Annotated in this window: 13 protein-coding genes and 1 pseudogene; 4 read left to right on the forward strand and 10 right to left on the reverse strand. The window is 49.2% G+C overall.

Features of this window, described 5'->3' with window-relative positions; genetic code table 11:
* Positions 1–176 precede the first annotated feature (176 nt).
* Positions 177–2,330, forward strand: coding sequence for a polyribonucleotide nucleotidyltransferase (locus QUB51_RS19105; RefSeq protein ID WP_333056438.1), 2,154 nt, complete (start codon positions 177–179; stop codon positions 2,328–2,330).
* A gap of 556 nt (positions 2,331–2,886) precedes the next feature.
* On the opposite strand, the gene QUB51_RS19110 is transcribed toward QUB51_RS19105, so the two are convergent.
* Together QUB51_RS19110 and rppA are read right to left on the reverse strand one after the other, a co-directional pair.
* Positions 2,887–4,158, reverse strand: a complete 1,272-nt coding sequence (locus tag QUB51_RS19110; RefSeq protein WP_333056439.1) for a HAMP domain-containing sensor histidine kinase — start codon at positions 4,156–4,158, stop codon at positions 2,887–2,889.
* Positions 4,151–4,825, reverse strand: a complete 675-nt coding sequence (gene rppA, locus QUB51_RS19115) for a two-component system response regulator RppA (RefSeq protein WP_333056440.1) — start codon at positions 4,823–4,825, stop codon at positions 4,151–4,153. Before rppA ends, QUB51_RS19110 begins: the two co-directional genes overlap by 8 nt.
* Before the next feature lie 159 nt (positions 4,826–4,984).
* On the opposite strand from rppA, the gene QUB51_RS19120 reads away from it, so the two are divergent.
* From QUB51_RS19120 to QUB51_RS19130, 3 genes are all read left to right on the forward strand, one after another.
* Positions 4,985–5,374 (forward strand): hypothetical protein, encoded by a 390-nt coding sequence (locus QUB51_RS19120; RefSeq protein ID WP_333056441.1) that lies wholly within the window; start codon positions 4,985–4,987, stop codon positions 5,372–5,374.
* A 395-nt stretch (positions 5,375–5,769) separates the two neighbouring features.
* Positions 5,770–7,113, forward strand: a complete 1,344-nt coding sequence (locus QUB51_RS19125; protein WP_333210852.1) for an amino acid permease — start codon at positions 5,770–5,772, stop codon at positions 7,111–7,113.
* Between the two features lie 25 nt (positions 7,114–7,138).
* Positions 7,139–7,807: a class I SAM-dependent methyltransferase gene (locus QUB51_RS19130; protein WP_333210854.1), complete on the forward strand. Its 669-nt coding sequence runs from the start codon at positions 7,139–7,141 to the stop codon at positions 7,805–7,807.
* A gap of 155 nt (positions 7,808–7,962) precedes the next feature.
* Here QUB51_RS19130 and iscB read toward each other — a convergent pair whose 3' ends face one another.
* The 8 genes and pseudogenes from iscB to QUB51_RS19170 all read right to left on the reverse strand — a co-directional run bounded on the left by iscB (position 7,963) and on the right by QUB51_RS19170 (position 23,508).
* Positions 7,963–9,237 (reverse strand): RNA-guided endonuclease IscB, encoded by a 1,275-nt coding sequence (gene iscB, locus QUB51_RS19135; RefSeq protein WP_333262671.1) that lies wholly within the window; start codon positions 9,235–9,237, stop codon positions 7,963–7,965.
* 260 nt (positions 9,238–9,497) lie between these two features.
* A pseudogene (locus QUB51_RS19140) lies at positions 9,498–9,632 on the reverse strand (RRXRR domain-containing protein); the annotation flags it as partial.
* A gap of 261 nt (positions 9,633–9,893) precedes the next feature.
* On the reverse strand, positions 9,894–11,252 hold the full coding sequence (locus QUB51_RS19145; RefSeq protein ID WP_333262668.1) for a Rid family detoxifying hydrolase: 1,359 nt from the start codon (positions 11,250–11,252) through the stop codon (positions 9,894–9,896).
* Positions 11,253–11,445: 193 nt separating this feature from the next.
* The gene (locus QUB51_RS19150; RefSeq protein ID WP_333232257.1) at positions 11,446–16,782 is read right to left on the reverse strand and encodes a response regulator; all 5,337 of its coding nucleotides are present in this window, start codon (positions 16,780–16,782) and stop codon (positions 11,446–11,448) included.
* 51 nt (positions 16,783–16,833) lie between these two features.
* On the reverse strand, positions 16,834–17,736 hold the full coding sequence (locus QUB51_RS19155; protein WP_333262664.1) for an HNH endonuclease: 903 nt from the start codon (positions 17,734–17,736) through the stop codon (positions 16,834–16,836).
* Positions 17,737–17,793: 57 nt separating this feature from the next.
* Positions 17,794–20,889, reverse strand: a complete 3,096-nt coding sequence (locus QUB51_RS19160) for a methyl-accepting chemotaxis protein (RefSeq protein ID WP_333056448.1) — start codon at positions 20,887–20,889, stop codon at positions 17,794–17,796.
* Between the two features lie 147 nt (positions 20,890–21,036).
* The gene (locus QUB51_RS19165) at positions 21,037–21,570 is read right to left on the reverse strand and encodes a chemotaxis protein CheW (protein ID WP_039887356.1); all 534 of its coding nucleotides are present in this window, start codon (positions 21,568–21,570) and stop codon (positions 21,037–21,039) included.
* Positions 21,571–22,269: 699 nt separating this feature from the next.
* Positions 22,270–23,508, reverse strand: coding sequence for a response regulator (locus QUB51_RS19170; protein WP_333056449.1), 1,239 nt, complete (start codon positions 23,506–23,508; stop codon positions 22,270–22,272).
* Positions 23,509–23,840 lie beyond the last annotated feature (332 nt).

A 23,840-nucleotide genomic window follows, 5' to 3' on the forward strand; every position in this document is an offset into this window, starting at 1 on the left:
AGCATCGACCCCAGACTGCAAAAAATAATTTAGAGTATAAATGCCTACAATCGAGACGCAGACAGTCGATCGCGAGGCGATTATCCCTGTCTTTTGGCGTCGGACTCTCAAACATCCTGTGGTAATGTTACGATCCCGACAGAGAAAGAATGTGGTAGATAAGGAAGCAGTGCTACATGGTAGAGATAGACAAGTCAATATCCTTCGATGGACGGGATATTAGACTGAAGATTGGTTTACTAGCGCCTCAAGCAGGCGGTGCAGTTTTGATTCAGTCGGGTGACACGGCGGTTTTAGTGACAGCGACTCGATCCCAGGGGAGAGAAGGAATTGATTTCCTGCCCCTGTTGGTGGATTACGAAGAGAGACTCTACGCTGGCGGTAAAATTCCCGGTGGATTTTTGCGCCGGGAAGGGCGCCCCCCAGAAAAAGTGACTTTGACTGGCCGTTTGATCGATCGACCGCTGCGTCCGCTATTTCCAAGCTGGCTGCGAGATGACATCCAAGTTGTAGCCACAACGGTTTCGATGGACGAACAAGTGCCACCAGACGTTTTGGCGGTGACGGGGGCTTCGGTGGCGATACTGCTGGCGAAAATGCCGTTTTACGGGCCGATGGCTGCAGTGCGAGTCGGTTTGGTAGGGGACGATTTCATCATCAACCCCACCTACAGCGAAATCAAAGAAGGCGAGTTGGATCTCGTGGTAGCTGGTTCTCCTGACGGAGTAATCATGGTAGAAGCTGGCGCTAACCAATTGCCGGAACAGGATATCATCGAGGCGATCGACTTCGGCTATGAAGCAGCCTGTGACTTGATTCAAGCCCAGCGCGAAATTATGGCGGAATTGGGCATCGATTTGGTGGTAGAGGAACGGCCATCGCAAGATTCGGCCCTGGAAAACTTTATTCGCGATCGCGCCCAAGAACCCATCCGCATCATTTTGTCAAGATTTGAAAAAGACAAAACAATACGGAATGCAGCATTGGACGAAGTTAAGGCAAATGAAGTCGAAGCTGCGATCGCCGAACTTGCCGAAGACGATCCGGTAAAACTAGCAGCCACCGCCAACAGCAAGGCGATCGGCAACGTTTTCAAAGACGTTACCAAAAAAATGATGCGGAAACAAATCCTCGAAGATGGCATCCGCGTAGACGGCCGCAAGCTAGACGAGGTGCGACCCGTTTCTTGTCGCGTAGGCGTGCTGCCGTCGCGAGTACACGGCACTGGGTTGTTTAATCGGGGGTTAACCCAAGTCTTGTCTGCAGCTACCCTGGGAACCCCAGGCGACGCCCAAGACTTAGGAGACGACTTGCACCCACAGCAAGACAAACGCTACCTGCATCACTACAATTTCCCGCCGTTTTCGGTAGCAGAAACCAAGCCGATGCGATCGCCCGGACGCCGAGAAATCGGTCACGGAGCCCTCGCAGAACGCGCTTTACTGCCGGTTTTGCCATCCAAAGAAGATTTCCCCTACGTGATTCGCGTAGTTTCAGAAGTCCTTTCTTCCGACGGTTCCACCTCAATGGGTTCAGTTTGCGCCTCAACCCTAGCATTAATGGATGCAGGCGTTCCCCTTTCCCAACCCGTCAGCGGCGCGGCAATGGGCTTAATTAAAGAAGGCGATGAAGTCCGAATTTTGACTGACATTCAGGCAATTGAAGACTTCTTAGGCGACATGGACTTCAAAGTAGCCGGTACCGACACCGGGATTACTGCTTTGCAGATGGACATGAAAATCAAAGGTTTGCCCTTAGATGTAATTGCCAATGCCATCCGCCAAGCCAAACCCGCCAGACTGCACATTTTAGAAAGAATGCTGGCAAGCATCGACACTCCCCGCAAGGAAATGTCGCCGTTTGCACCGCGTTTGCTAACCCTGAAAATCGATCCAGAATTTATCGGTTTGGTAATTGGGCCAGGTGGCAAAACGATCAAAGCCATCACCGAAGAAACCGGTGTCAAAATAGACATCGAAGACGACGGAACCGTGACAATTGCTGGCAACGACAGCGAAAAAGCTCAGCGGGCATACAACATTGTCCAAGGCATGACGCGCAAGTTGAATGCAGGAGATGTGTATGTCGGCCGCGTAACTCGAATTATTCCGATCGGCGCTTTTGTGGAAATTTTGCCCGGAAAAGAAGGAATGATTCACATTTCCCAGTTAGCTGACTACCGCGTTGGGAAAGTGGAAGACGAGTTAGCTGTGAACGATGAAGTGATTGTCAAAGTGCGAGAAATTGACAACAAAGGTCGAATTAATTTGACCCGCTTGAATATTCATCCCGACGAAGCGGTAGCCGCCCGCGAAGCGTTGAATAAATAGTTTACAGTTGGTAATTGGTAATTACTTATAGAGTAATTGCTAATTGCTAATTGCTAACTGGTGATTAGTAATTGCTAATTGCTAACTCGTGATTAAATCTGATTGTTTCAGATTTGGGAGTAGGTGCGCGACAGCGACAGATCGACAAAAGTGCGATCGGCTGTAGAAGTTAATAAAGTCGCGCACTTTCCCCTCGGCGGCTGAAACCGCAACTACACAATCGATCGCAACTGTGATTCAAGAGTGACAATCTTCGATGTCCCCGTTATAGCCGCAGGATATCTTCTATGACAATTCCCGCATCCAGGATACCCGCCACGTGATTCATCAGTCCAGAAATAAAAAACCTGTATCCGATAAAGGAGCCCCCGAATTTATCCGTGGGGTCAGTCGATTTTAGATTTTAGATTTTAGATTTTAGATTTACCCCACAGATGCAATCTGGGAGCTTGAACAAGAGTCTAAAATTTTTATATTTCCACGACTTAAGTACGTGGCACGGTATCGGTTTTTGGGCTGGGTCAATGCTTCAATTCTAAAATCTAAAATCTAAAATCTAAAATCTAAAATCGATTGACAGGGGCAGTTCTATTTGAAACAGAGAACCTTTCCCAACCTCGCTACTTACCGTTAGGTGTCCGCCGTGAGCTTCCACAATTTGCTGGGCGATCGCCAATCCCAATCCAGAGCCGCCTTTCTTCCGTGTTCGTACCTCATCAACTCGGTAAAATCGGTCAAAAATGTGTGGCAAATCTACATCGGGAATGCCGATTCCCGTATCTTCTATTTGAATTAAAATGCGATGAGATTGAGTCAATAACCGCAGCCACACTGTTCCTTCAGGTAAGGTATATTTGCAGGCATTGGTGAGTAGATTAGTGATAGCTTGTTTTAATAAATCAGAATTGGCTTTGATGATAACTCTCTCTTCAGGCAGTTCTAAATGAAGGCTTAAATGCTGGGCAACACCCTGTATTGATGAAGTGGCGATCGTATCTTTTAACAGGTCATTCAAGTGAATCGATTGAATCGACTTTGCATCTAACTGTCCTGCCTGTCGTGCTAAAAACAAGAGATCAGTCACCAACCGATTCATCGACTTAGCCGTTTCAGCAATCTTTTCCAATCGAGAGTGCTTAGGCCCGCCGGCATCGACTGGGCTGAGTAAGCCAACCTGGGCATTGCTGAGTATGGTGGCAAGCGGTGCCCTTAGTTCGTGGGAAGCATCAGACGTAAATCTTTGCATTTGGACATAGGCGTTTTGAATCGGTTGCATAGCCAATCCGCCTAAAAACCAACCTACTAGACTAATCGCGCCCAGAGTCAAGGGCAATGTTATCACCATCACAATCAGTAACTCTCTCAGTGTTTTCTGAGCATCCGTCAAAGGGATGGCAATCTGGAGGTAGCCAATCGTGCGTCCGTTGTAGTCAACCGGAAGCGTTAATTGTCGCAGCCACTCGGGGGAAGACTCAATGGTTTGAAACGCCGCGCGAGCCTGAATCCGATCCGAGGGCTGCGCCCCATAAAACTGTTGCAGTTGTCCAGTCGCTGAATACCACCTAGCGTAAACAATTTCACTGCCAGAGGGAGGAGAATAATTACCAAGAATCGGAACGTTACTCAGATCGATGTGTTCTTTTCCCTGCCGCAAACCATAGTCAATATTGGCAGCCATGACTCTTGCTTTTTTGTAGAGTAGTCGATCGCACTCTTCTAAGCTGTTAACCGCTCGCTGGTAGTAAATGATCCCGGCAAACACGATCAGAATAGCCCCCATCGAGAGCGTAAACCAGTGGGCCAGATTGCGGCGGCTACGATTAAACATCTGGATTCAAGCGATATCCCATACCATATACGGTTTCTAGCCAACTGACAGCACCTATCATCTGCAATCGCTGCCGCAGACGACGCACTAGGACAGTAATCGCATTACTCTCAGGTTCGTTGCCCCACTCCCACAAGGCTTGTTCTATTTGGCTGCGGGAGAGTATCTGACGAGGATGGCGCATCAGATACTCTAGAAATAGAAATTCACGAGTCGATAACTGCATACTTTGCTCCCCCCGTTCAATAGTCAGCGTTGATAGATGTAGAGTCATATCTTCAACCTGTAAAGTATCCCCTTTCCAAAGTGGCGATCGTCGTCCCAAGGCCCGCACCCGTGCCAGCAGTTCAAACACATCGGCGGGTTTGATGAGATAATCATCGGCTCCAGCGTCTAAAGCGCTAATTTTGTCAACAATCGCATCTTTGGCAGTCAACAGCAACACCGGGGCCGTTTTTCCCAGACGGCGGTATTGCTGGCATAAGCTTAAGCCACTGATCTCAGGTAATAACCAATCAAGGATCAACAGATCATAGTCCCGCTTCGATAAAATCCACTGGGCCGTCGCCCCATCTTCTACACCATCGACAATATGTCCAGCCTCAGAGAGAGCAGCTTGAAGTGGCTCCAGTTGATCTACATCGTCTTCTACCAGGAGAATTCGCATCCGTCTAACCATTGTTCGGCAAATTTTATGTATGTTAGAGAAGAAATTTAGGAAAAGCATCCATCACAGGTAAGATTTATGCCAATCAGTTGCTAACTAAAATGTTGGTAGTTTCTCCCGATTATTTCGAGCAATCTAAATCTAAAATCCAACATTCCCATGACTTTACCTCGCATCCTACCACTTCTACACCGCGCTGCCTGGGAATTTTGGGTACCTCTGCCATTGGTAGCAGCCTTATTCTGGACTACAGGTAACTTCATCGCGGCCCAAACTCTAAGCCGTCCGTATAACTCTGTCAACAAACTACTGGCAGATAGACCGTTAAATCGGAGATTACCAGTAACAATCTTGACCATAAATGCAGAAATCGATCGCAGCCTGGGTGTTACCACTATTTTTGTCAACACCAGTGACTCAACTTTAAAGAAGCTGGAATACGAGTTTCCTGTTACCCAAACCAGTCAGGTCGAAGCAACGATCGCCCAAGAATTAGCAATGCCGGTTGAAAATGTCCGCAAATTGATCAGCTACCGGATGAAGAACTAAGCGGTTGAGCGAAAAATTGCTCCACCATTGGCGAGTGGGAAATAGATCAAGTACCGCCGATCCCAAGCAGGGATTTAGTGCTGGTGATGAGAAGGACTAGAAATTTTGTCTTCTGTAATATCGATAGGCTCCCAGTAATTAATTGGAAAAATGTGGGGATTGTCACCTTTGAGTCACATTTGCTGTGGAAGCTAAGAGTAGACCTTGATTGTCAACCCTCTCCTAAATAGATTTTTAAGGATGAACAGTTCACGTTTCCAGCAACTCTTTTTATTTAATTTCTGGTATCGCAGGAATTCTAATTCTTCTGAGTCGGCGCCGGACTTTTGGGCAAAACGGAAATTGGTTTAAGCCTGGGTGTCGTAAAAAATTCTACTCGTTGAGAAGCTAAAACTGTGGATAGATTAGAGAACACTGCACTGGTGGAACGTAACGAACCCCAAACAGGGACTCCAAAACCCTCTATTAGTCTAATTGATGCGATCGCCCTGATTGTCGGGCTAGTAATCGGCGCAGGCATTTTTGAAACCCCTGCTCTGGTCGCGGCTAATACCGGAACCGTTGGTGGTGTCATAGGAGTCTGGCTGATAGGCGGTGTTGTGTCATTGCTGGGGGCACTTTGCTACGCCGAATTGGCAACTACATATCCCCATGTCGGCGGCAACTACTACTACCTGAAACGGGCATTGGGGCAACCGATCGCAGTTTTATTTGCCTGGGCACGCATGACCGTGATTCAGACTGGATCGATCGCGCTGCTGGCATTTGTGTTTGGCGACTATGCCTCTGAGCTATTTCGACTAGGTGGCTACTCCCCTGCAATTTACGCAGCAGTCGCGATCGCCCTGCTCACAATGCTCAACATCATTGGACTGCGCCAGAGTAAAAGCCTCCAGAACGGGCTAGCGGTGATACTCGTTTTAGGCTTACTGCTGGTCATCGTAGTGGGTCTGGCATCCTCCCCTCCTCCCGTCCCGGCCCTTTCCTCCGATGCCTCCCGTACCTCTTCCTGGGGCTTAGCGCTGGTCTTCGTGCTGCTGTCCTATGGTGGTTGGAATGAAGCCGCTTACATTTCTGCCGAAATTCACAACCCACAGCGCAATATTTTGCGATCATTCCTCTGGAGCATTGGCATCATTACAGGACTTTATCTGCTGATTAATCTGGCATATCTGCGGGGATTGGGTATCGCAGGCATGACCGACTCTCAAGCCGTTGCATCAGATTTACTGCGGCGAGTGCTGGGTGAACCGGGAGCCGCGTTTGTGAGTTTACTGGTTGTGACCGCCACCCTGGGGTCGATCAACGCCAGCATCTTTACGGGGGCACGCAGCAGCTTTGCTCTGGGGCAGGATAGGTCTGCATTTCGCTGGTTGGCACGCTGGCACCCGCATCCGAGTTCACCGACAACCGCTTATTTATTGCAAGGTGCGATCGCGCTGACCCTGATTGGGCTGGGAACCTTCACCCGCAAAGGATTTGAAACAATGGTGGACTACACTGCGCCCATCTTCTGGTTTTTCTTTTTGATCAGCACCCTGTCGTTAATTGTTTTACGCATTCGAGAACCCGATCGACTACGCCCGTTTAGCGTACCGTTTTACCCGATCGTTCCCATAATGTTCTGCGCCATTTGTGGCTATTTGCTCTATTCCAGCCTGGTTTATACAGGCATCGGCGCGATCGTAGGGGTCATCGTTGTTCTACTGGGTATTCCCTTTGCCCGTCACACTACATAGCAACTTTTTTTGGAGATTTACAATCGTGCAACTCAAAACCATTAGGCAATCATTCTTTGTTGGCGTTAGCATTTTCAGTTTTGCTGCGATCGGCTGTACCCAACAACGTAACTTTGAGACAGTGGCTCCAACTCCGGCTGCCGCATCCCCAACTAATTCTGTTTCCGATGTGGCTCAAGCGACTCCTAGCCCCACAACAGAAGCTCCCACCCGTCAACCCGATGTCGTTTACGTTCCAACCCCTGTACCGGTTGTGAATGAAATGCTGCGGCTGGCAAACGTGCAAGCCAATGACGTAGTTTACGACTTGGGTAGTGGAGACGGTAGGATTGTGATTGCAGCCGCTCAAAAGGTTGGCGCGCGGGGCATTGGTATTGACATCAGCCCAGAACGCATTCGAGAAGCTAACGAGAACGCCAAAAAGGCTGGCGTGACCGATCGTGTCCAGTTTCGTCAGGAAGATTTATTCCAAACAGACTTCAGTGAGGCAACAGTTGTCACGCTTTACCTACTGCCAGAACTCAACGTAAAACTGCGCCCCAAATTACTCAGTGAATTAAAACCAGGTACGCGCATTGTTTCCCATGAATTCGATATGGGCGAGTGGAAACCTGAGCAGGTAGTAAAAGTGGACGGCAGAACAGTCTATTACTGGGTTGTACCTGAAACTCCTCCTGCTAATTTGAAGAAGTAGTGAGACTATTGCAGCTTGAGGAGTCAGACTCTAGATACTTGGCACGTAGAAAGATCGACGTGCCAGCTCAGCACTCTAACTCACCGAAGAACGAGCGAGAAGCCCCTGGCTTTAGACATGGGGAGGAAAGCGGTTGCGACTTCAGTCGCCTTGAATCAAAATCCATAGGAATAGCCATCTTTCTTGTGAATAGGCTTGCAATATTTATGACTAATTCCTGCTACTCTTCCCTTAGTTGTAGCAAGATCGAATGAGCCAGATGCACGGCAAAGAACTCGTCCCACATAATAGCCAACTTTTTTGCCTGCGGTGACTGTTGCGCTGATAATATCGCCAGTCTGAAAACCGAAATGAATTTGTTTTCTCGACTTGTGACGAATTGGGAAGCCAAACTTATTTGTGCCACACATTTGTCGAGTACCGTGTCCTGCTGCCTTGATTAGCAGCGGTTGACAAATCAGTACCTTTAATTCTTCGACTTTGCCGACACTTGCAGCATCTAACCAATGAGATTTGGGTAGGTTTAGTCGAGTGCGATTGAATTTTGTCAAGCCACCACTGCCAGTAGAAACTGGTAAACCAGTCATATTAAGTCGGTTAAATAATGCCCAGCGAGTCGAATTGACTGCTGCTGCATCTTTTAATGGACGTTTTGCTTGAGATAAAATCCGCTTCAAAATCTCTGGCTTTTTAGATAGGAATTGCTCAACGTCTTGAGTACCTTTCTTTTTGTTGCAAGCATCGCAAGCAAGGCAAAGATTAGAAATACGATTAGATCCACCTTTAGCTTTGGGATGAATGTGTTCGACTTGTAGAGGTGTATCAGTAACTCCACAATACGCGCACTTTCTGTCCCATTTGTTCAACAAATATTCGCGAATTTCGTAGCCACATAAAACGCCTTGTTGGTATTCTAGTCCACTAATTTCTGGGTTCTCTAGTTGTTGTAAGTCGAACCGCACAAGTTCTTGAACAATAGAAGAAATGGGAGCAACTTTCGTCAATCTAGTTACCCAGGTTAGGGTTGTTTCGACACGATGCTGTAAGCTTGGGGCTAACCATCCTTTAGGACGAGTCCTGTTTAAAAATCTAGCTTTCCGATAGCGAGTATGGCGGTTTCTCCTTCCTCTACGCAGTGAACGGCGAGACTCAATGCTAGCTTTGATGGATTGACCTCTGTGAGTTAATTCTGCACCAAAAATTACGCTTTCTCCTTGGAGTAATCCAATTCCTGTAGTTTTAGACCCAGGATCTAATTTAAGGGTGATTGGTTTTTGGATTGTTGTTGCCTCTACCTTGAGAATTATCGTAAATGGATACCTTTTGAAAACAGCAGCTTTGCCAGCGGTTAGCAATTTACGAGCCATTCCTGGGCGCACTGGATTGAGCGGTTGCTTGTGGCTATCAATTACAAAAACGAAATTAGACATGAAGTCCTCCATTGCTGGGTAAAGTTCGCTCCCTTGAATGTTTTAAGAGCTTTTTAGACTGAAGGCACTGGCTTAACCCCGTTAAACCTGTTTAACATTCAGTGATAGAGCGGAAAACTAGCGACGCATTCGCCGGTATCATGACTCGAAAAACGTAGGTCTAATCCTGTCTCTGGTAAGGTTCGGGCTTTCTTCTTGCACCGCTGGCGATCGAGTCGGAGTTTCTAAAAGCCCCCGCTTTTAAGCGTGGGGTTCCTTACCTTGAGAATTATCGTAAATGGATACCTTTTGAAAACAGCAGCTTTGCCAGCGGTTAGCAATTTACGAGCCATTCCTGGGCGCACTGGATTGAGCGGTTGCTTGTGGCTATCAATTACAAAAACGAAATTAGACATGAAGTCCTCCATTGCTGGGTAAAGTTCGCTCCCTTGAATGTTTTAAGAGCTTTTTAGACTGAAGGCACTGGCTTAACCCCGTTAAACCTGTTTAACATTCAGTGATAGAGCGGAAAACTAGCGACGCATTCGCCGGTATCATGACTCGAAAAACGTAGGTCTAATCCTGTCTCTGGTAAGGTTCGGGCTTTCTTCTTGCACCGCTGGCGATCGAGTCGGAGTTTCTAAAAGCCCCCGCTTTTAAGCGTGGGGTTCCTTACGTTAAATAACCGCAATACAGTCAATCTCAACTAACACATCTTTCGGCAACCGCGAAACTTCCACACAAGCGCGCGCCGGTGCAGTTTCCGCATCAAAATATTTCGCATAAACCGCATTCACGGCGGCAAAATCATTCATATCTTTGAGGAAAACCGTAGTTTTTACCACATCCAACCAAGTAGCGCCCGCTTCTGTGAGAATGGCTTCGAGATTTGCCATAACTTGTTCGGTTTGTTTTGCCACATCGTCGGTGTAGACAATATCGTTTAGTCTAATGTCGATCGCAATTTGGCCAGCTACAAACAGCATAGTGCCCGTAGCGGCGATCGCTTGATTGTAAGGGCCCACGGGTGCCGGTGCTTTGTCAGTACGAATAATTTTGCGCGTCATAGATGTTACTTTTTGGGATAATTTTTCCGAAGTTTCCGGCTGGTAGAGTTCTGCGTCAGAGGTTTCAGGCTGGTAGATTTCTCCATCGGGCATTGTAGCACCAGTGAAGTCTGCATTTTCGATATTCCAACCATAAGTTCTTGCGTTAGTTAAGTCTGCCTTTTTCAAGTTTGCTCCACTTAGATCGGCTCTACTTAAATTGGCTCCTTGTAGATTAGCTCTTTCGAGATTCGAGCTTTGCAAACAGGCTTTTTTTAGGTTAGCTTCTTCCAAGTTTGCCACACTTAAATCTACATCTATCAACTTAATTCCTGACAAATTGCTTTTTGTCAAATTGACTGCCCTGAGTTTACAAGCGTTGAGATTTGCCTCTAAGAATTTTACACCATTTAGAATTGTTGCAGTTAAATTTGCTTCAGCCAGGTTTGCTCCAGTCAGATGAGCGTTAGTCAAGTTAGCTCTATTTAAGTCTGCCTGAAACAAGGAGGCTCTACTTAGGTTAGTAGCCGTTAGGTTTGCACCACTCAGATTTGCCATCTCAAGATTAGCATTAGTCAAGTTGGAGCCACTCAGATTTGCTTTACTCAAATTTGCACCGTTGAGTTCTGCTAAACTTAGATTGCTTGAAGCACAACTTATTCCACTCAAGTTTGCACTTGTCAGGGATGCCCGACTCAGATTAGCATGGTTAATACTCGCATTTGTTAGGTTTATGCCACTCAAATCAGTTCCAGTCAAATTAGCACTCTGTAGGTCGATCCCACTCAGGTCAGCACCTTTAAGGTCTACCCCACTTAACCGTTCATTATGAAATTTTCGTTCACCTTTGGCATATCTTTCTAAAAGTTCTTTAGCATCCATAAATAACCTCGATCGCCCTTCCGCTAAACCCCACATTCCCAGCCTACCACCAAAACCGAAAGCGCGATCTAAATCCGCATCAATCCATTTTAATCTGCGGTCAATCAACTCCCTTTTTCAACCGCAGATAAACACAGATAAACCCAGATAAATTATATCAAATTCGTCCTTCCTCGGAATCATCCCTCTCTCTATTCTCTTTCTCTGCGTTCTCTGTGTCCTCTGCGGTTTAATCAATCCAATTTCATCTGCGGTTAACAAATTCCCATTTTTCAACCGCAGATAAAAGCAGATTTACACATTACACACCAACCGGAGCACCAACAACCTCACCCTTCAACATCCGAGAAGCAGCATCAAGCAATTGCTCCTCCAAATAAGGCTTAGTGAAATAGCCTTTCGCGCCCAAACTGTAAGCCATTTGGCGGTGTCTGTCAGCACCGCGAGAAGTTAGCATCGCGATCGGCAATTCACACAAAACCGCATCTTTCTGCATCCGAGAAAGTAGTTCCAAACCATCCATTCTCGGCATTTCAATATCGCAGAAAACGATATCGCAAGGCAGACCAGATTTCATCTTTTCCCAAGCTTCCTTACCGTCGCGAGCTTCTTCCACACGATAGCCAGACTTCTCAAAAGTAATCGACAAGAGCGATCGCACCGTAATCGAGTCATCCACAATCAGCACAGTCGGCTCAGTCTTCTCAATTTCCGCCTCCTTAGTAGCCTTCTCGCCCTCATCCCAAAGCGTACCGCCAGTGTCCTTCCGCAGCCTTCCAGTAGCCAAATCGATCAGCTCCAGAACATCCGCAATCGCCACGATCCGACCGTCTCCGAGCACCGTGGCCCCAGCAATCCCGATCGGCTTCGGCACCGGCCCTTCCAACGGCTTGATCACAATTTCCTGTTCCGTCGAAACCTGATCCACCTGCACCGCCAAGAAATTGCCAGCAGAGCGCAGCACAATCACCGAAATCATGTCATCGTCAGTATTAAACCCGTAAACACTGCCCCGGCCCAAATGGCGGCTGTAAGCCAGCAGATCCCGCAGCGGCCGGAACGGCAAGCTTTGACCCCGCCACTCAATGCAAGGCAAACCGTCCGCCCCCGTCGTCACCTGATCGCGAGGTACATCGATCATATCTTCGACCCCATCCATCGGGAAAGCAATGCGAGCTCGATCGCTAATGCAAGTCAGAGCCTTAGAAATACTCAACACGAGAGGTAAACGGATGGTAAACACAGTCCCCTTGCCGATCGTTGAATCGATCGACACAGTGCCCCGAATCTCCTGCAGCGAAGTCTGCACCACATTCATACCGACCCCCCGGCCGGCATACTCCGTCGCCTGTTCCTGAGTGCTGAAACCGGGCATAAACAGCAAATCGTAAACTTCCGAGCGAGACATCCTCTGAGCCTGAGCCGCCGTCAGCATACCTTGCTTAATCGCCTTCGCCTTCACCCTTTGCGGATCAATTCCGGCCCCGTCGTCAGAAACCGAAACCACCGTTTGGTTCCCTTGGTGGAAAGCGCGAATCGTAATCCTGCCGACTGCAGGCTTCCCAGCCGCCAGACGCACCTCCGGCGCTTCGATCCCGTGAGTAATCGCATTGTTCACCAAATGAGTCATCGGGTCATATAGCTGATCCACAATCATCTTGTCGATCAAAATCTCCTTACCCTCAACCTGCAACTGAGCCTGCTTCCCGCACTTAATCGCGATTTCCCGCACCGCCCGGAACAGCCTGTCCGTCGTCTCCGCAAACGGCTTCATCCGGGCGCGAGTCAAACCTTCTTGCAGTTGAGTCGTAACTTGCCGCAGTTGGCGAGTCACCTGATCCGCCTCATCCACCAAAAACTCAATGTCCGCAGCCGACTCCCGCACCCGCACGATCAGCTCAATAATCTCCTGAGCCAAACTGTGGAAAGGAGTAAACCTGTCCATTTCCTCTGGTCTCCAGGCACTTTCCCTCGTGTGGGCCGAATCCTCAGAGCGCCAGGCCGATCGGTGTCCCTGCCGGTTTGCCAGCAAAGCAATCTCCAAAAGACTCCGCTCGTAGAAATCCTGAGTCCGCTGGCTCACATCGCTCAGCAGCGTTACCTGGTGCAGCAAATTGTCCAAAAACTGGCGCATCCGTTCTTGGTCTTGCTCCAAACTGTTGCGGTTCACCACCAGTTCCCCCATCAAATTGCTGAGGTTATCCAGTTGCTTGACCGGCACCCGCATCGTCTGGTCGCCGAACCCGCCCGCGCGGGCATTCCGCCTGGGTCTGTTGATCGCCGACGGCCCCATATTGCCTTCCCCCTGTGAGCGGCCGCTGTCCTTGGGATCTTCGAGCAGTTTTTCCAAATCGCCAAATTCGTCGTCGCTCTCATCGGCAGCGGTGCGCGCGGCTTTACTAGCAGTTGTCGCCGGTAGCCCGTGAATTTCCGGCATAGTTGCGCTCTCGCTGAGGAGTTCTTCAAGATCCGAGAAAACTTCTGTATTTACCGGACTCTGATTTGTACTCGCAGAAGCTGCTATGACAGCTCCCGCACCGCCTGCAATTAACAGTGCTTCTAAATCGTCAAAATTGCCTTCAGAATCATCCTCATCGCCTGATTCGCCATCGCCAAAAAAGTCTGCCAGCGACCCCTCATCTAACTCCGAGGCATCGGCCTGGGCTGACTCGTCCTCAGCGTCCCAAAAGCCCGTCGTCAGTTCCGAAGTCACCAAAACCTCAGCATCGATCGAATCCAACAAATCATCAAAACCCTCCAACTCTGCGTTGTTGAGAGTAGCGCCGGTTTCCATCGCCGAGAGCAAGTCAGCATCGCCATCAAACATACCATCGAGAGATTCAGCAGGCAGCGGCTCTAAATCCACACTCGAAAAATCAGTTTCCAGGGCATCAAACAAATCATCTTCGCCCTCATACTCCCCGGCGACATCTGTTTCGGCTCGATCGAACAAATCAGCACTCACCCCGCCTGCCAAACCATCGGGCAGTTCGGCCGACAATTCTTCCTCATCATGAGCCGCGCCCTCATCTGGCGCCACTACAGCATCGGGCTGCTGCACCAGCCCTTCCCCAAACATATCCTCCAAGAAATCGAAAGCTGCGCCCTCATCAGATTCGAGATTTGAAATTTCCGACTCAGGACGATCGTCGGACAAAGCCCCAAGTTCAACCTCTGCCGAATTTGCCAAGCCTTGGTCGGAAACCGCCGCACCATTGTTATTATTGTCGAACAAACTCCCCAAGTCGCCCTCATCAACTCCCAAATCCGCACTCAGCAATTCTGAATCCCCATCCTTGGGCCAACCCCCACGGGCTTGCCCCGAAGCTTCTCCCTCATACTCCGTACCCGTAGGTACAGAACCGAAAAGCTCAGCCAAATCGGCAGCTTCTCGGGAAGTAGCCACTCCTTGCCGATCCCGCACAGTCTGTTCATCCTCAGAAATCGCGTCCGAGGTCATATCCCCAAACAGCGCATCCAAATCCGTATCGTCCCCTTCCAGGTTGAGCGATTGCACAGACTCGTCTTCCAGGCCGAAAGCATCTTCTAGCCAGTTTTCATCTGCTGAGATATCTAAATCAGAATTTGATGTCATGTTAAGAACGTTGCCCATTTCCTCATTTTGTGCGGTGCCTGCAGCTTGAGCTCGATCGCCCCCGTTCTCCCCACCTTCGTCTTCTGAAGAAAGGAAATTAGAAGTAATCCCCAACAACTCGCTCAAATCCGAATCCTCGCCCAGCTCAGAGAACAACTCGAAATCATCCATTTCAGGCTCTTCAAGCGCTTCGGCATTCGCTGAATCATTATTGTCCCCCCCGGCTGCCGGCTGCTTCGATTCTCCGTCTAAAGCCTCCGACTTCAGGGAATACTCCGAAGAGACTGCCTGCCCACCTGTTGCGTCAGATAAGCCTAAATCGCCGAACAAGTTCTCGAAATCAGCATTGTCCTCCGTACCACCAGCAGAAGTTTGGGCCGCCACTTCGTCCAACAGCGTACCGAGAGCATCTTCGTCAGCTTGTCCCCTCGCTGGGGCCACCGTGTCGGATCGCCGCTCCAAACCGCCCCTACCGTTACCCGTTTTAACCTGGTTGCGGGTTAACCGCTGGCTCGAACCCGCATTTTTCCGATCGGCAGCTACTGTCGAGCCCTCTGCCTCTTCTCCAAACAGCAAATCCTCCCCAAACAAACTCGTCAGGTCATCAATCGGAGGCGTCCTATTCGTTTCGGAACTTTCCGCATCGTATTCGTCAAACAACAAATCAGTAAAATCGCCGGAATTGTCATCATCGTCTAACCCCAGCATTCGGGCCGCCGATATCCCAGAAGAGTGTGCATAGTCGAGGTCTTCTTCTTCTTCCCAAGCGCCGTCGAGATCCGGGGACTCGCCGTCAAACAAGTCAGCTAAAGTGTTGAGTTCTGCCGCGCCCACTTCCGGGCCGCTGCGGGTCGAGCCTCTAAAAGCACCCGTCTCTATATCCGATTCTGCGAAGGCGGAATCTTCGTCGAACTGGGACGATCGAATGCCATTGTCATCGTTGCTGTCGCCGCTATCGAGTTGGTCGAACAGCTCGTCTATACTCAGCCCAGAAATAGTCGGCAGCAACTTGTTCAATCCATCCTGGGCATCGCCCGAACCCACCAGATCCCAGGCCTCATCCTCAACAGAAACCACATTTTTCCCGGATTTACTCGTCGGTTGAGCGAAGGCCAGCAAATCTTCAAAATCTGTTTCTGGAACCAGAACAGCCGGCTGCAGCGACAGAAGTTTTGCGCTTGGGGCGATCGACGATTCTAGACCAGAAATTACCAGTTCTTGCGCTTGTTTGATGTCTTTGATCACCGTTGGGGCTAAGGTACGGTAGGTATTGTCTGGGTTGGCGATCGCCTTGGATACAGCTTGGATCAATTCTATCCAGCAGGGCAGTTCAAATTCTTCCCCCGCCCTGAGCAAGTTCCGACAAATGTTCTTAAGTTGCCGCCTGCTTTCTGGCCCCTCCGGCTGTTTAAACTCTTGCAGGAGTTCCCGCATCCTCGCCGGCACGTCCGAGTCAAATACTAGCTGCAGCGCGCTGTCTTCTGTTGTTCTGGCATCAGGTGCGTAAACTGACCGCGAATCTGGAAAACTCTTTGATGAGGCAAAGGCCCCGACTCCCACCCCCGCCATAACTGGTTCGGGTACTGACATCGCGTAGCTCTCGTCTGCATGGTGTTCTCCGTGTCCAACGAGTCCCCCCAAGTGCCCATTAAGTTCTTCAAATACTGGTTCTAATTCTCGAACCATCTGTTCTCCCAATTCTTCTGTCAGTCCAAAAGGCCCCGACAGTTGCTCTAACAGCCCTTGCAATGTGTCAAAAATTCGCAGAAAAAGGGACTCTAGCTGTTGGTCTACTTTAACGCTGCACTCTTTTAATACTTTAAAACTATCTTCTAGTCGGTGAGCTGTTTGCTGAATGCTCGTCAGCCCCAGCATTGCTGCTCCTCCTTTGACAGAGTGAGCGGCCCTAAATACTTCGTTGACCAGTTCGGGGTCTTCGATCGTGGTTTGCAGATTCAGCAACCCTTGTTCGATCGTATTGAGGTGGTCTTTTGCCTCCTCAATAAAGTAGCCCATTATCCTCTGTTGTTGCTCCGGCAGCATAGTTTTATTCCTGATTTTAAGCGTTATTGTATTGGGTCTATGTTAGTAGTTCTAGAGAAGGTCTCTGTATATCTCGCCCCTTGCCAAGAGAATAATCTGACTGCGAGATATCGCAAATGTCCTGGCTATTTTTGTTTTCGATATGCCCTCACTTAAAAGATAGCGAATCTCGCGCACCTGTTCGGGTTGGAGTTTGCGGTGGATAGATATCTTGCCGGGAACGAAAGGAAAGCGGTTTTTTTCTATAGCATCGCGGGAGTTATCGGCGGGGGTTCCTTCCCACAAATGGTCAGGATTGACACAACCGCGATCGTCGCAACTGTGACACGCAAAATAACCGGGTTTAACAGGTCTTCCCAGTTTGTGTTCCAGTACAAGTCTGTGAGCGTAGAAACTTTTTGTTTTGCCATTAATTTTAGTACCCTTAATGGCGTAACCATCACTTCTTTTAACCAAGGTACAAATCATGCAGCCGTTCGGCTGTATTTCAGCGCGAATGCCTGGAATTACTTCTATGCCTCGCACTTGTTTTTGAGGTTTCAGCGCAGATGTACTTCCTACATCTTTAATTCGTCCTTTCTTAAACCTATCTTGAGAATTTTCCAGTCTAGAACCTTCCCATAAATGGTTTGGATTAATGCAGTTGCGGACATCACAAGTGTGGCAAGCAAAGTATTCCGGTCTAATCGGACGACCTAAGATATTTTCTAATACTAAACGGTGGACAGTAAACGTTTTCCATTCACCGTTAATGCGAAGTCTTTTGTTTGCATAGCCACTCCTAGATTTGGTTAGGGTAGAGATAATACAGCCCGTCGGCTGAACTTCACCAAAGATGCCCGGTATTACCTCTACTATGTTATCGTCCATCTGTGCAACTCCTACTTCCTTTAGGTGTTGAATTGGCATCCCCGCAGGGGTTTCAAGACTGCGAGGTTGCTTTTTGTATGCCATTATTGCCACACTAACGTGCTTGTAAATCAGCCCGCAAAAAAAGCATGAGACAATTGATTATTGTCTTTCTGCTGTTTCTACTCGGAATCTTTCCACCGATGTCAAAAGGTCGCGAGCAACGCCCACCAAATTTTGCAAAGCACCCGAAACTCGCTGCGCTTCTTGGGACGTTTCCTGAGCGGTCAGCTCGACAGCTTGCATCACACTGGCGACCGCGCGAGCTGTTTCGTTTTGCTCTACAGTGTCGGCAGTAATCGATCGCACTAGCACGTCAATTCGATTAGTAACTTGAATGATATCTTCAAGCGATCGCTTCGCCTGTTCTGCCAATCTTGTCCCCTCAATAACCTGCTGCGTCCCTTCTTCCATCGCCGTCATTACCGCGCCGGTTTCGCTTTGAATTTGCATCACGATCTGTTCGATTTCTTTCAAAGACTTAGCCGATCGGTCTGCCAATTGTCGCACCTCATCTGCCACGATCGCAAAACCCCTGCCCGCTTCCCCAGCTCTCGCCGCCTCAATACTGGCGTTGAGGGCCAACAAATTCGTCCGGGAGGCGATCGTCGCAATTAAAGCCACAATCTTAGAAATTTCTTGAGAAGCTTCCGCCAACCTCTTGACTTTTCTCGTGGTTTCTGCTACTGTTTCGCGAATTTCCAAAATCCCGGCCACCGTCCGCTCCACAGCCTCGCCCCCTTTCAGAGCCGTTGCCGCCGCGCCCCGGGCCACTTCTTCCGCCTCTCTAGCGCTCTCTGCGACCCGCTGAATCGCATCGGTGAGGACTTGCACCGAATTCAGCGTTGCCGCCAGTTCCTCAGCTTGCCGCAGCGCGTCTGAAGACAAATCGCCCGCAAACTTGGCACTATCTGTCGCGCCTTTGCTGACCTCCCGAGCCGCCTGCTTCACCTGATGGACAATTTCGCGCAGATTTTGAATTGTCAAGTTAAACGAGTCAGCAACAGCACCCAAAACGTCTGCGGTCACTTCTGCCGTCACCGTCAAGTCACCCCGGGCCGCTCCTTCCACGTCGTCTAGCAAGCGAATCACTTGGCGCTGCAAGTCTTCTTTTGCCTGTTCCTGCTCGTCAGACTTGCGCCTAGTATCGCTAATCGTGGTTTGGATGACCTTCGCCATGTGGTTGAATTTAGCAGCCATTTTGCCAAATTCATCTTCCGAGTAAACCGTAGCGCGAGCATCCAAAGTTCCTTGAGATACGGCATCGAACTGAGCTTGCAAATTGTCCGACGACTTGCGTACCTGCTTGGCGATCAACTGGCCGATGCCCCAAGAAGTTAAAAAGCTGGTAAAGCCTGCGGCTGCAGTCATTACCCAGCCTGTTTGGCGCAGGTAAACGATCGCCTCCGGTTTGTCTTGCCGCAGAGCTTGATAGGAGGCAATGTTGGTGACGAAAGCCACAGCTACCAGAGAAACAAGTCCCGCCCCGATTGCCGTGTACAACTGTTTTGTAAACAAAGGGGCATTTTCCAAGAAAGCCAGTCCCCCCTGTTCTACTGTTACCGAAGTATCGAGCGCTTCTGTTTCTGTGGGAGAAAAAGTCGACACAGACGTATCAGCCGGGCCGCTTATGCTAAATATTTCGTCATCCCGAATTGCTGAGCCATCGCTGTTGTCAAAGTCCAGGCTGCTCCCAGTCGTTCCCATCATGCCGCTGGTCGAGTTGCCGAAATTGGTGTTACCTCTAGTCAAGATCGAACTGGTGGCATCTTCTGAGATATCAAAGTCCGGCAAATTGCCCAAATCGTCAAATTCGTCAAATTCGTCTAAAAAGTCGCTGTGTTCTTGAGCGTTCCCAGTTTTTGACGACCAGGCGCTGTTGTTCTTGTCGGAAGCCCCGAAAGCTGTTGCTTGTTCGTTTTCGTCGAAAGAGAAAGAATCGCTAAAAGCGTCGTCTTCAAAAGCATCTAACTCGAAGTTGTCTCTAGAGCTAAATGCCGGGGGTTCCGAGTCGCTGTAACCGTTGCTGTTGGAGGAGGCTGGATCGACTGAATTAAATTGTCCCCGGCTCGACCTTTGACTTTGAGAGTTGGGGACAGCACCTCCCATCAACAGCGTTTCGTCTTCCGCCAGCGAATAGTTTGACGAGTAGTCCGACCCGTTATTCGACTGTTTGTTTTGAGGTCTAGAAGACCCGAAACCCGACGAGGGCATCGCCTCGGCAAAGGGGTCTTCATCTTCGACCCCAGGTGTGTTATGACCGTAATTTTGGCCAATCTGGGGCGGGGATTGGTAGTCGTAGTCGGAGTTATTGTCGAATTCGTCTGGCAAATCGAGCGCACCAAAAGGTTCGCCAAAATTGTCCGAGGGCCCGATGGGGGAGTCTAGTTGGTTCGAGTCGAAGGAATTCCCGCTTTCTGAAGAGGCAAAACTTTGACCGTTGAGCATCTGAGTCGGAGCTTCGGAAAACGAATCTCCTGAGTAAGGTGCGCTTGAACCAGAAACTTTGCTGCTAGACAAGTCAGCACCATCAAACCCTCCATCATCTAAGGCAAAAGGGTCTCCAAAGTCCGAGTCGGCAAACTCGTCTATGCCGTCTAGCGAGCCGGAGTTCTCAGCATAAGCTGCCATTCCGCCGCTGTCGCCACCAAAGGGGTTAGAATGTGAGGCTAAATCTGGGACTGAGCCTGCGCCATCGTCGTCTTCTGGTTCCCATCCCAAGCCACTCATGCCTAAGTCGGCCAAGTCCTCGTTTTCCATGTCGTCTGGGGATTGACTTCTATAGGAAAGGGATGGGGAATTTCCTTGGAAAAGTCCCAAATCCGGGTCTTCTAACCCTTCATCAAGAGATAAGTCTGGATAGAATTCTAATTCAGTTTCAGCAGACAAAGCCTCGAAATTTTCCGTTTCTAGTTCTCCAGATAAAAATTGGTCTGTGTAGGTAATTCCGCTGTGAGCGTGTTCTACCAAACTCTGGTCATCACTCAGACCTAGCACAACCGTGTACTGTTCCCGCGCCACCTCATACTGTTGCAGTCCGTAGCAGTAAATGTGTCCGCACAGCAGGCGAGCGCTGGGGTCTTCGGGAAAATCTTCTACTAATTGATAAACTAGGGCTGCGGCTTCTGAATAATTGCCATCCATGTAGGCCGCTTCTGCCCGTTGGTAGTCCTGCTGAAAGTTGGTACTTGTTGCCATTTGCCGCCCTCTTTGGATTTTAGATTTTAGATTTGAGATTTTTGATTTTTATCTTGAATTGAATGTTTAGATGCGCGCCTCACGTCGTGTGACTGTTTATGATTAGACCTCAATCGAAAATCGCAAATCGCAAATCTAAAATCGATTTCACGCTGCCCACCGCGCCGAGCGCAGAATTTTCACTTGATCTAGCAGTCGGAGCACTTTCTGAGCTGGTGCACCTAACATCCATTCTCCCCTCAGAAATGGAATCATGCCGTCTGGTGCATTGTTCTGAGAGTGCAGTTGCTCTACGTCGAGCCAGTCCATCCCCACAATTCGATCGACTGCCAGCCCCAAAATCGTGTCTTGGTCTTCCACAGCCACGATCGGGATTTCGGGTCTATCTGTGTTCAGAGGTGTTTGGTCTCCCAGAAATTGGCCGAGGTCTGCCACCCAAATCACTCGTCCTCTCATATTTAGCGTACCTAAAAGCAAAGAGGAAACGTTGGGGATCGGTGTCATGCGGTCTGGGGACGGGGATAGTACCTCTCTAATCCCTGTCGCTGGCAGAGCGAACTCGTTCCCCGAAGGAACGTAGAACCGCAGGTGCAGCTCTCCTTCGGGAGTTTCTAGTTCTTGGAATTCCGGAGCCGGATCTACGCCTAGTCCTGGTAATATAAAGTCTGGGCTACCGCTAATCATAATTCTGACACCTGCATTTCTAGCAAAATTGTTGAGGTTTCCCGCCAAGAAGAAGCCGATCGAAACTTCGATGGTCGAAACTTGACACAGCCAAGCTTGACACAGCCAAGGGGTGAATGGCGCTACTGCCGGAGATCCTTGGCAATAAATTTTCTCCGTCAATAATTGACTGCCCTCAATAAATGCGCGCGACCAATGCTTACAAATTAGCTCAAATAGAGTACGAACAATTAATTTGAAACCCCTAAAGCTTCACTTTGTAATCCCACCGCCGTCTCAATTGGTAAAACTCTGGGTAATTTCTGCGATGAATGCTAAACCGATACTGGGATTAGCGAGGAGTTGTTGACATGGCTGATGTCCCGACAATCATGAACGGAGTCAGTTAAGACTGAGAATTGGACTCTCTGGCTTTGTACAGAAATACCTAGCAATAAGTAGCTCTGTACATCAGTTTTTCGGAGCGGCTGCAAGTGGAGAACAAGTATATTATATTTGCACTTTGAGCGTGTTAGACCCACTTGGGTCTAGAAATTGAACAGAGTTTTACCGACGCCCTTATGCCAGCGCGCGGATTTATACATTCTAGTTTATGGTGCGATCGCCAATAGTACGTCCAGCTTTCTCTTTGTGGTGGCCGAGACTCGATCTAACCGCAGGTACAAAAAAGCTCCCATCATGCCATGGGGGCGAAACTTATTTTTCTTCTAATTGGTCTTCTAGCGATCGGTCTAATAATCTTTCCGAGAGATTGACCCGAGGGTAGCCTGGGCCCACATATTTTTCTACCAGCATCAATAACTCGCTTTCACCAAAAGGTTTAGTGTAAAAGTCTGTAGCTCCGGCCATGCGGGCTTTAACGCGATCGATAAATCCGTCGATGCCCGTCAACATCACGATCGGCGTCTGCCGGAAAGCGCTAGAACTACGCAGCATAGCGCAAATTTCGTAGCCGTCGAGTTCCGGCATGGCGATGTCACACAGAATTAAATCGGGTTTGAGTGGAAACACCAAACTCAGGGCTTGGAGGGGATTGCCGATCGTAGTAGCTTCGTAACCGTGTTCATTTAAAATTGACTCGACTGTTTTGCGAATAGTATTGTCGTCGTCAATACAGACAACTCTGGGAACTTTGGTTTCTGGGGACGACCATTCTTTTTTGTTGTTGGTGGGGGCTACAGAGGGTTCGTAAAATACTTGCACCAATCCCTGCTGCACAAAGGGGTAAATCGCCTTAGCGACAGTGAGCACGTCTCGGTTGAGGTAGCGCGCCATTTGGCGGATCGAAGTGTGCCCGTCGGCCCAGCGTCTGAGAGTATTAAAGGTGTTGACAGGCAGCGCGACTCGCAGCTCGGAGGGATCTGAAATCACCGGGCATTGGTTGGGCGACTGAATGTGAGGGTGAAACTGCTTCCACTGCTGCACCTGTTTGACAATCTTGGCCAGGAGCGAACTAATTTCTAAGCTGGTCAGTTGAGGAGCCAAAGCTGGGCCCATTTCAAAAGTGAAGGAACCCTGGTGGAGACTGAGCAAGTCAAATAGGGTTTCGTGGATCATGCTCTGGATGATGTTGCGGCCTTGAGCTGGGGTGAGGATGTGGTTTTCTAGCAGGGCCCAGAGGTAGCCGTATTCTGGGGCATTGGTAGATGCCATATAGGGAACTTGGATTTTGTCGAGGGCGGTATCTGCTTTGTAGCGGCGCAGGTAGTCGCGCAAGCGAAACAAACTGCCCGCACTCTGGGTAGCGTAAATAATCTGACCGTTGAAGCAGAAGACATACCAGGATTGTCCTGCAAGGGAGCGCGAGGTAGGTTGAGTACCCGTGCCGCTGCCGGTGGAGGTGTAGGCCTCTACGAACAGTTCTCCGGTTCGCTGGCCTAACTCAATCAATTGCAGGATGCTGCGGATGTCTATTTCACTCAAATTTCCCTGCATGCAGCTAAAATGTCCTCCTTAAAACCGTTGGCGTCTGAGATCGGAAAGACTGTGTGCTGGCGAAAACATTGACTTTAGTTTCCGTCAATAATTTACGCGCTGATGCCGATCTCACAATTGGGAATTGACGAAAGGGCGATACTTGCTGCCGGGTCTCGGCCGCGCTACCAGTCCACAAGCTGAAACCGCGCAACTCGCGGCATTCTCTAAGTGTAGAGTTTCACCTTGTATTCCGTTACATAAGACCTACTCACATCTACTCATGACTAGACAAGTCTACTCAGTAGTATTGTAAAGCTTACTTCCTGTTTCATCCTGGCGGTGTCGAAACT

It is taken from the genome of Microcoleus sp. AT8-A3, from assembly GCF_036705675.1.
Classification (GTDB): domain Bacteria; phylum Cyanobacteriota; class Cyanobacteriia; order Cyanobacteriales; family Microcoleaceae; genus Microcoleus.

Coding starts and splice junctions, on each gene's coding strand:
- QUB51_RS19105 (WP_333056438.1), top strand. CDS start 177: ATGGTAGAGATAGACAAGTCAATATCCTTCGATGGACGGGATATTAGA.
- QUB51_RS19150 (WP_333232257.1), bottom strand. CDS start 16,782: ATGCTGCCGGAGCAACAACAGAGGATAATGGGCTACTTTATTGAGGAG.
- QUB51_RS19110 (WP_333056439.1), bottom strand. CDS start 4,158: ATGTTTAATCGTAGCCGCCGCAATCTGGCCCACTGGTTTACGCTCTCG.
- rppA (WP_333056440.1), bottom strand. CDS start 4,825: ATGCGAATTCTCCTGGTAGAAGACGATGTAGATCAACTGGAGCCACTT.
- QUB51_RS19155 (WP_333262664.1), bottom strand. CDS start 17,736: ATGGCATACAAAAAGCAACCTCGCAGTCTTGAAACCCCTGCGGGGATG.
- QUB51_RS19170 (WP_333056449.1), bottom strand. CDS start 23,508: ATGCAGGGAAATTTGAGTGAAATAGACATCCGCAGCATCCTGCAATTG.
- iscB (WP_333262671.1), bottom strand. CDS start 9,237: ATGTCTAATTTCGTTTTTGTAATTGATAGCCACAAGCAACCGCTCAAT.
- QUB51_RS19160 (WP_333056448.1), bottom strand. CDS start 20,889: ATGGCAACAAGTACCAACTTTCAGCAGGACTACCAACGGGCAGAAGCG.
- QUB51_RS19120 (WP_333056441.1), top strand. CDS start 4,985: ATGACTTTACCTCGCATCCTACCACTTCTACACCGCGCTGCCTGGGAA.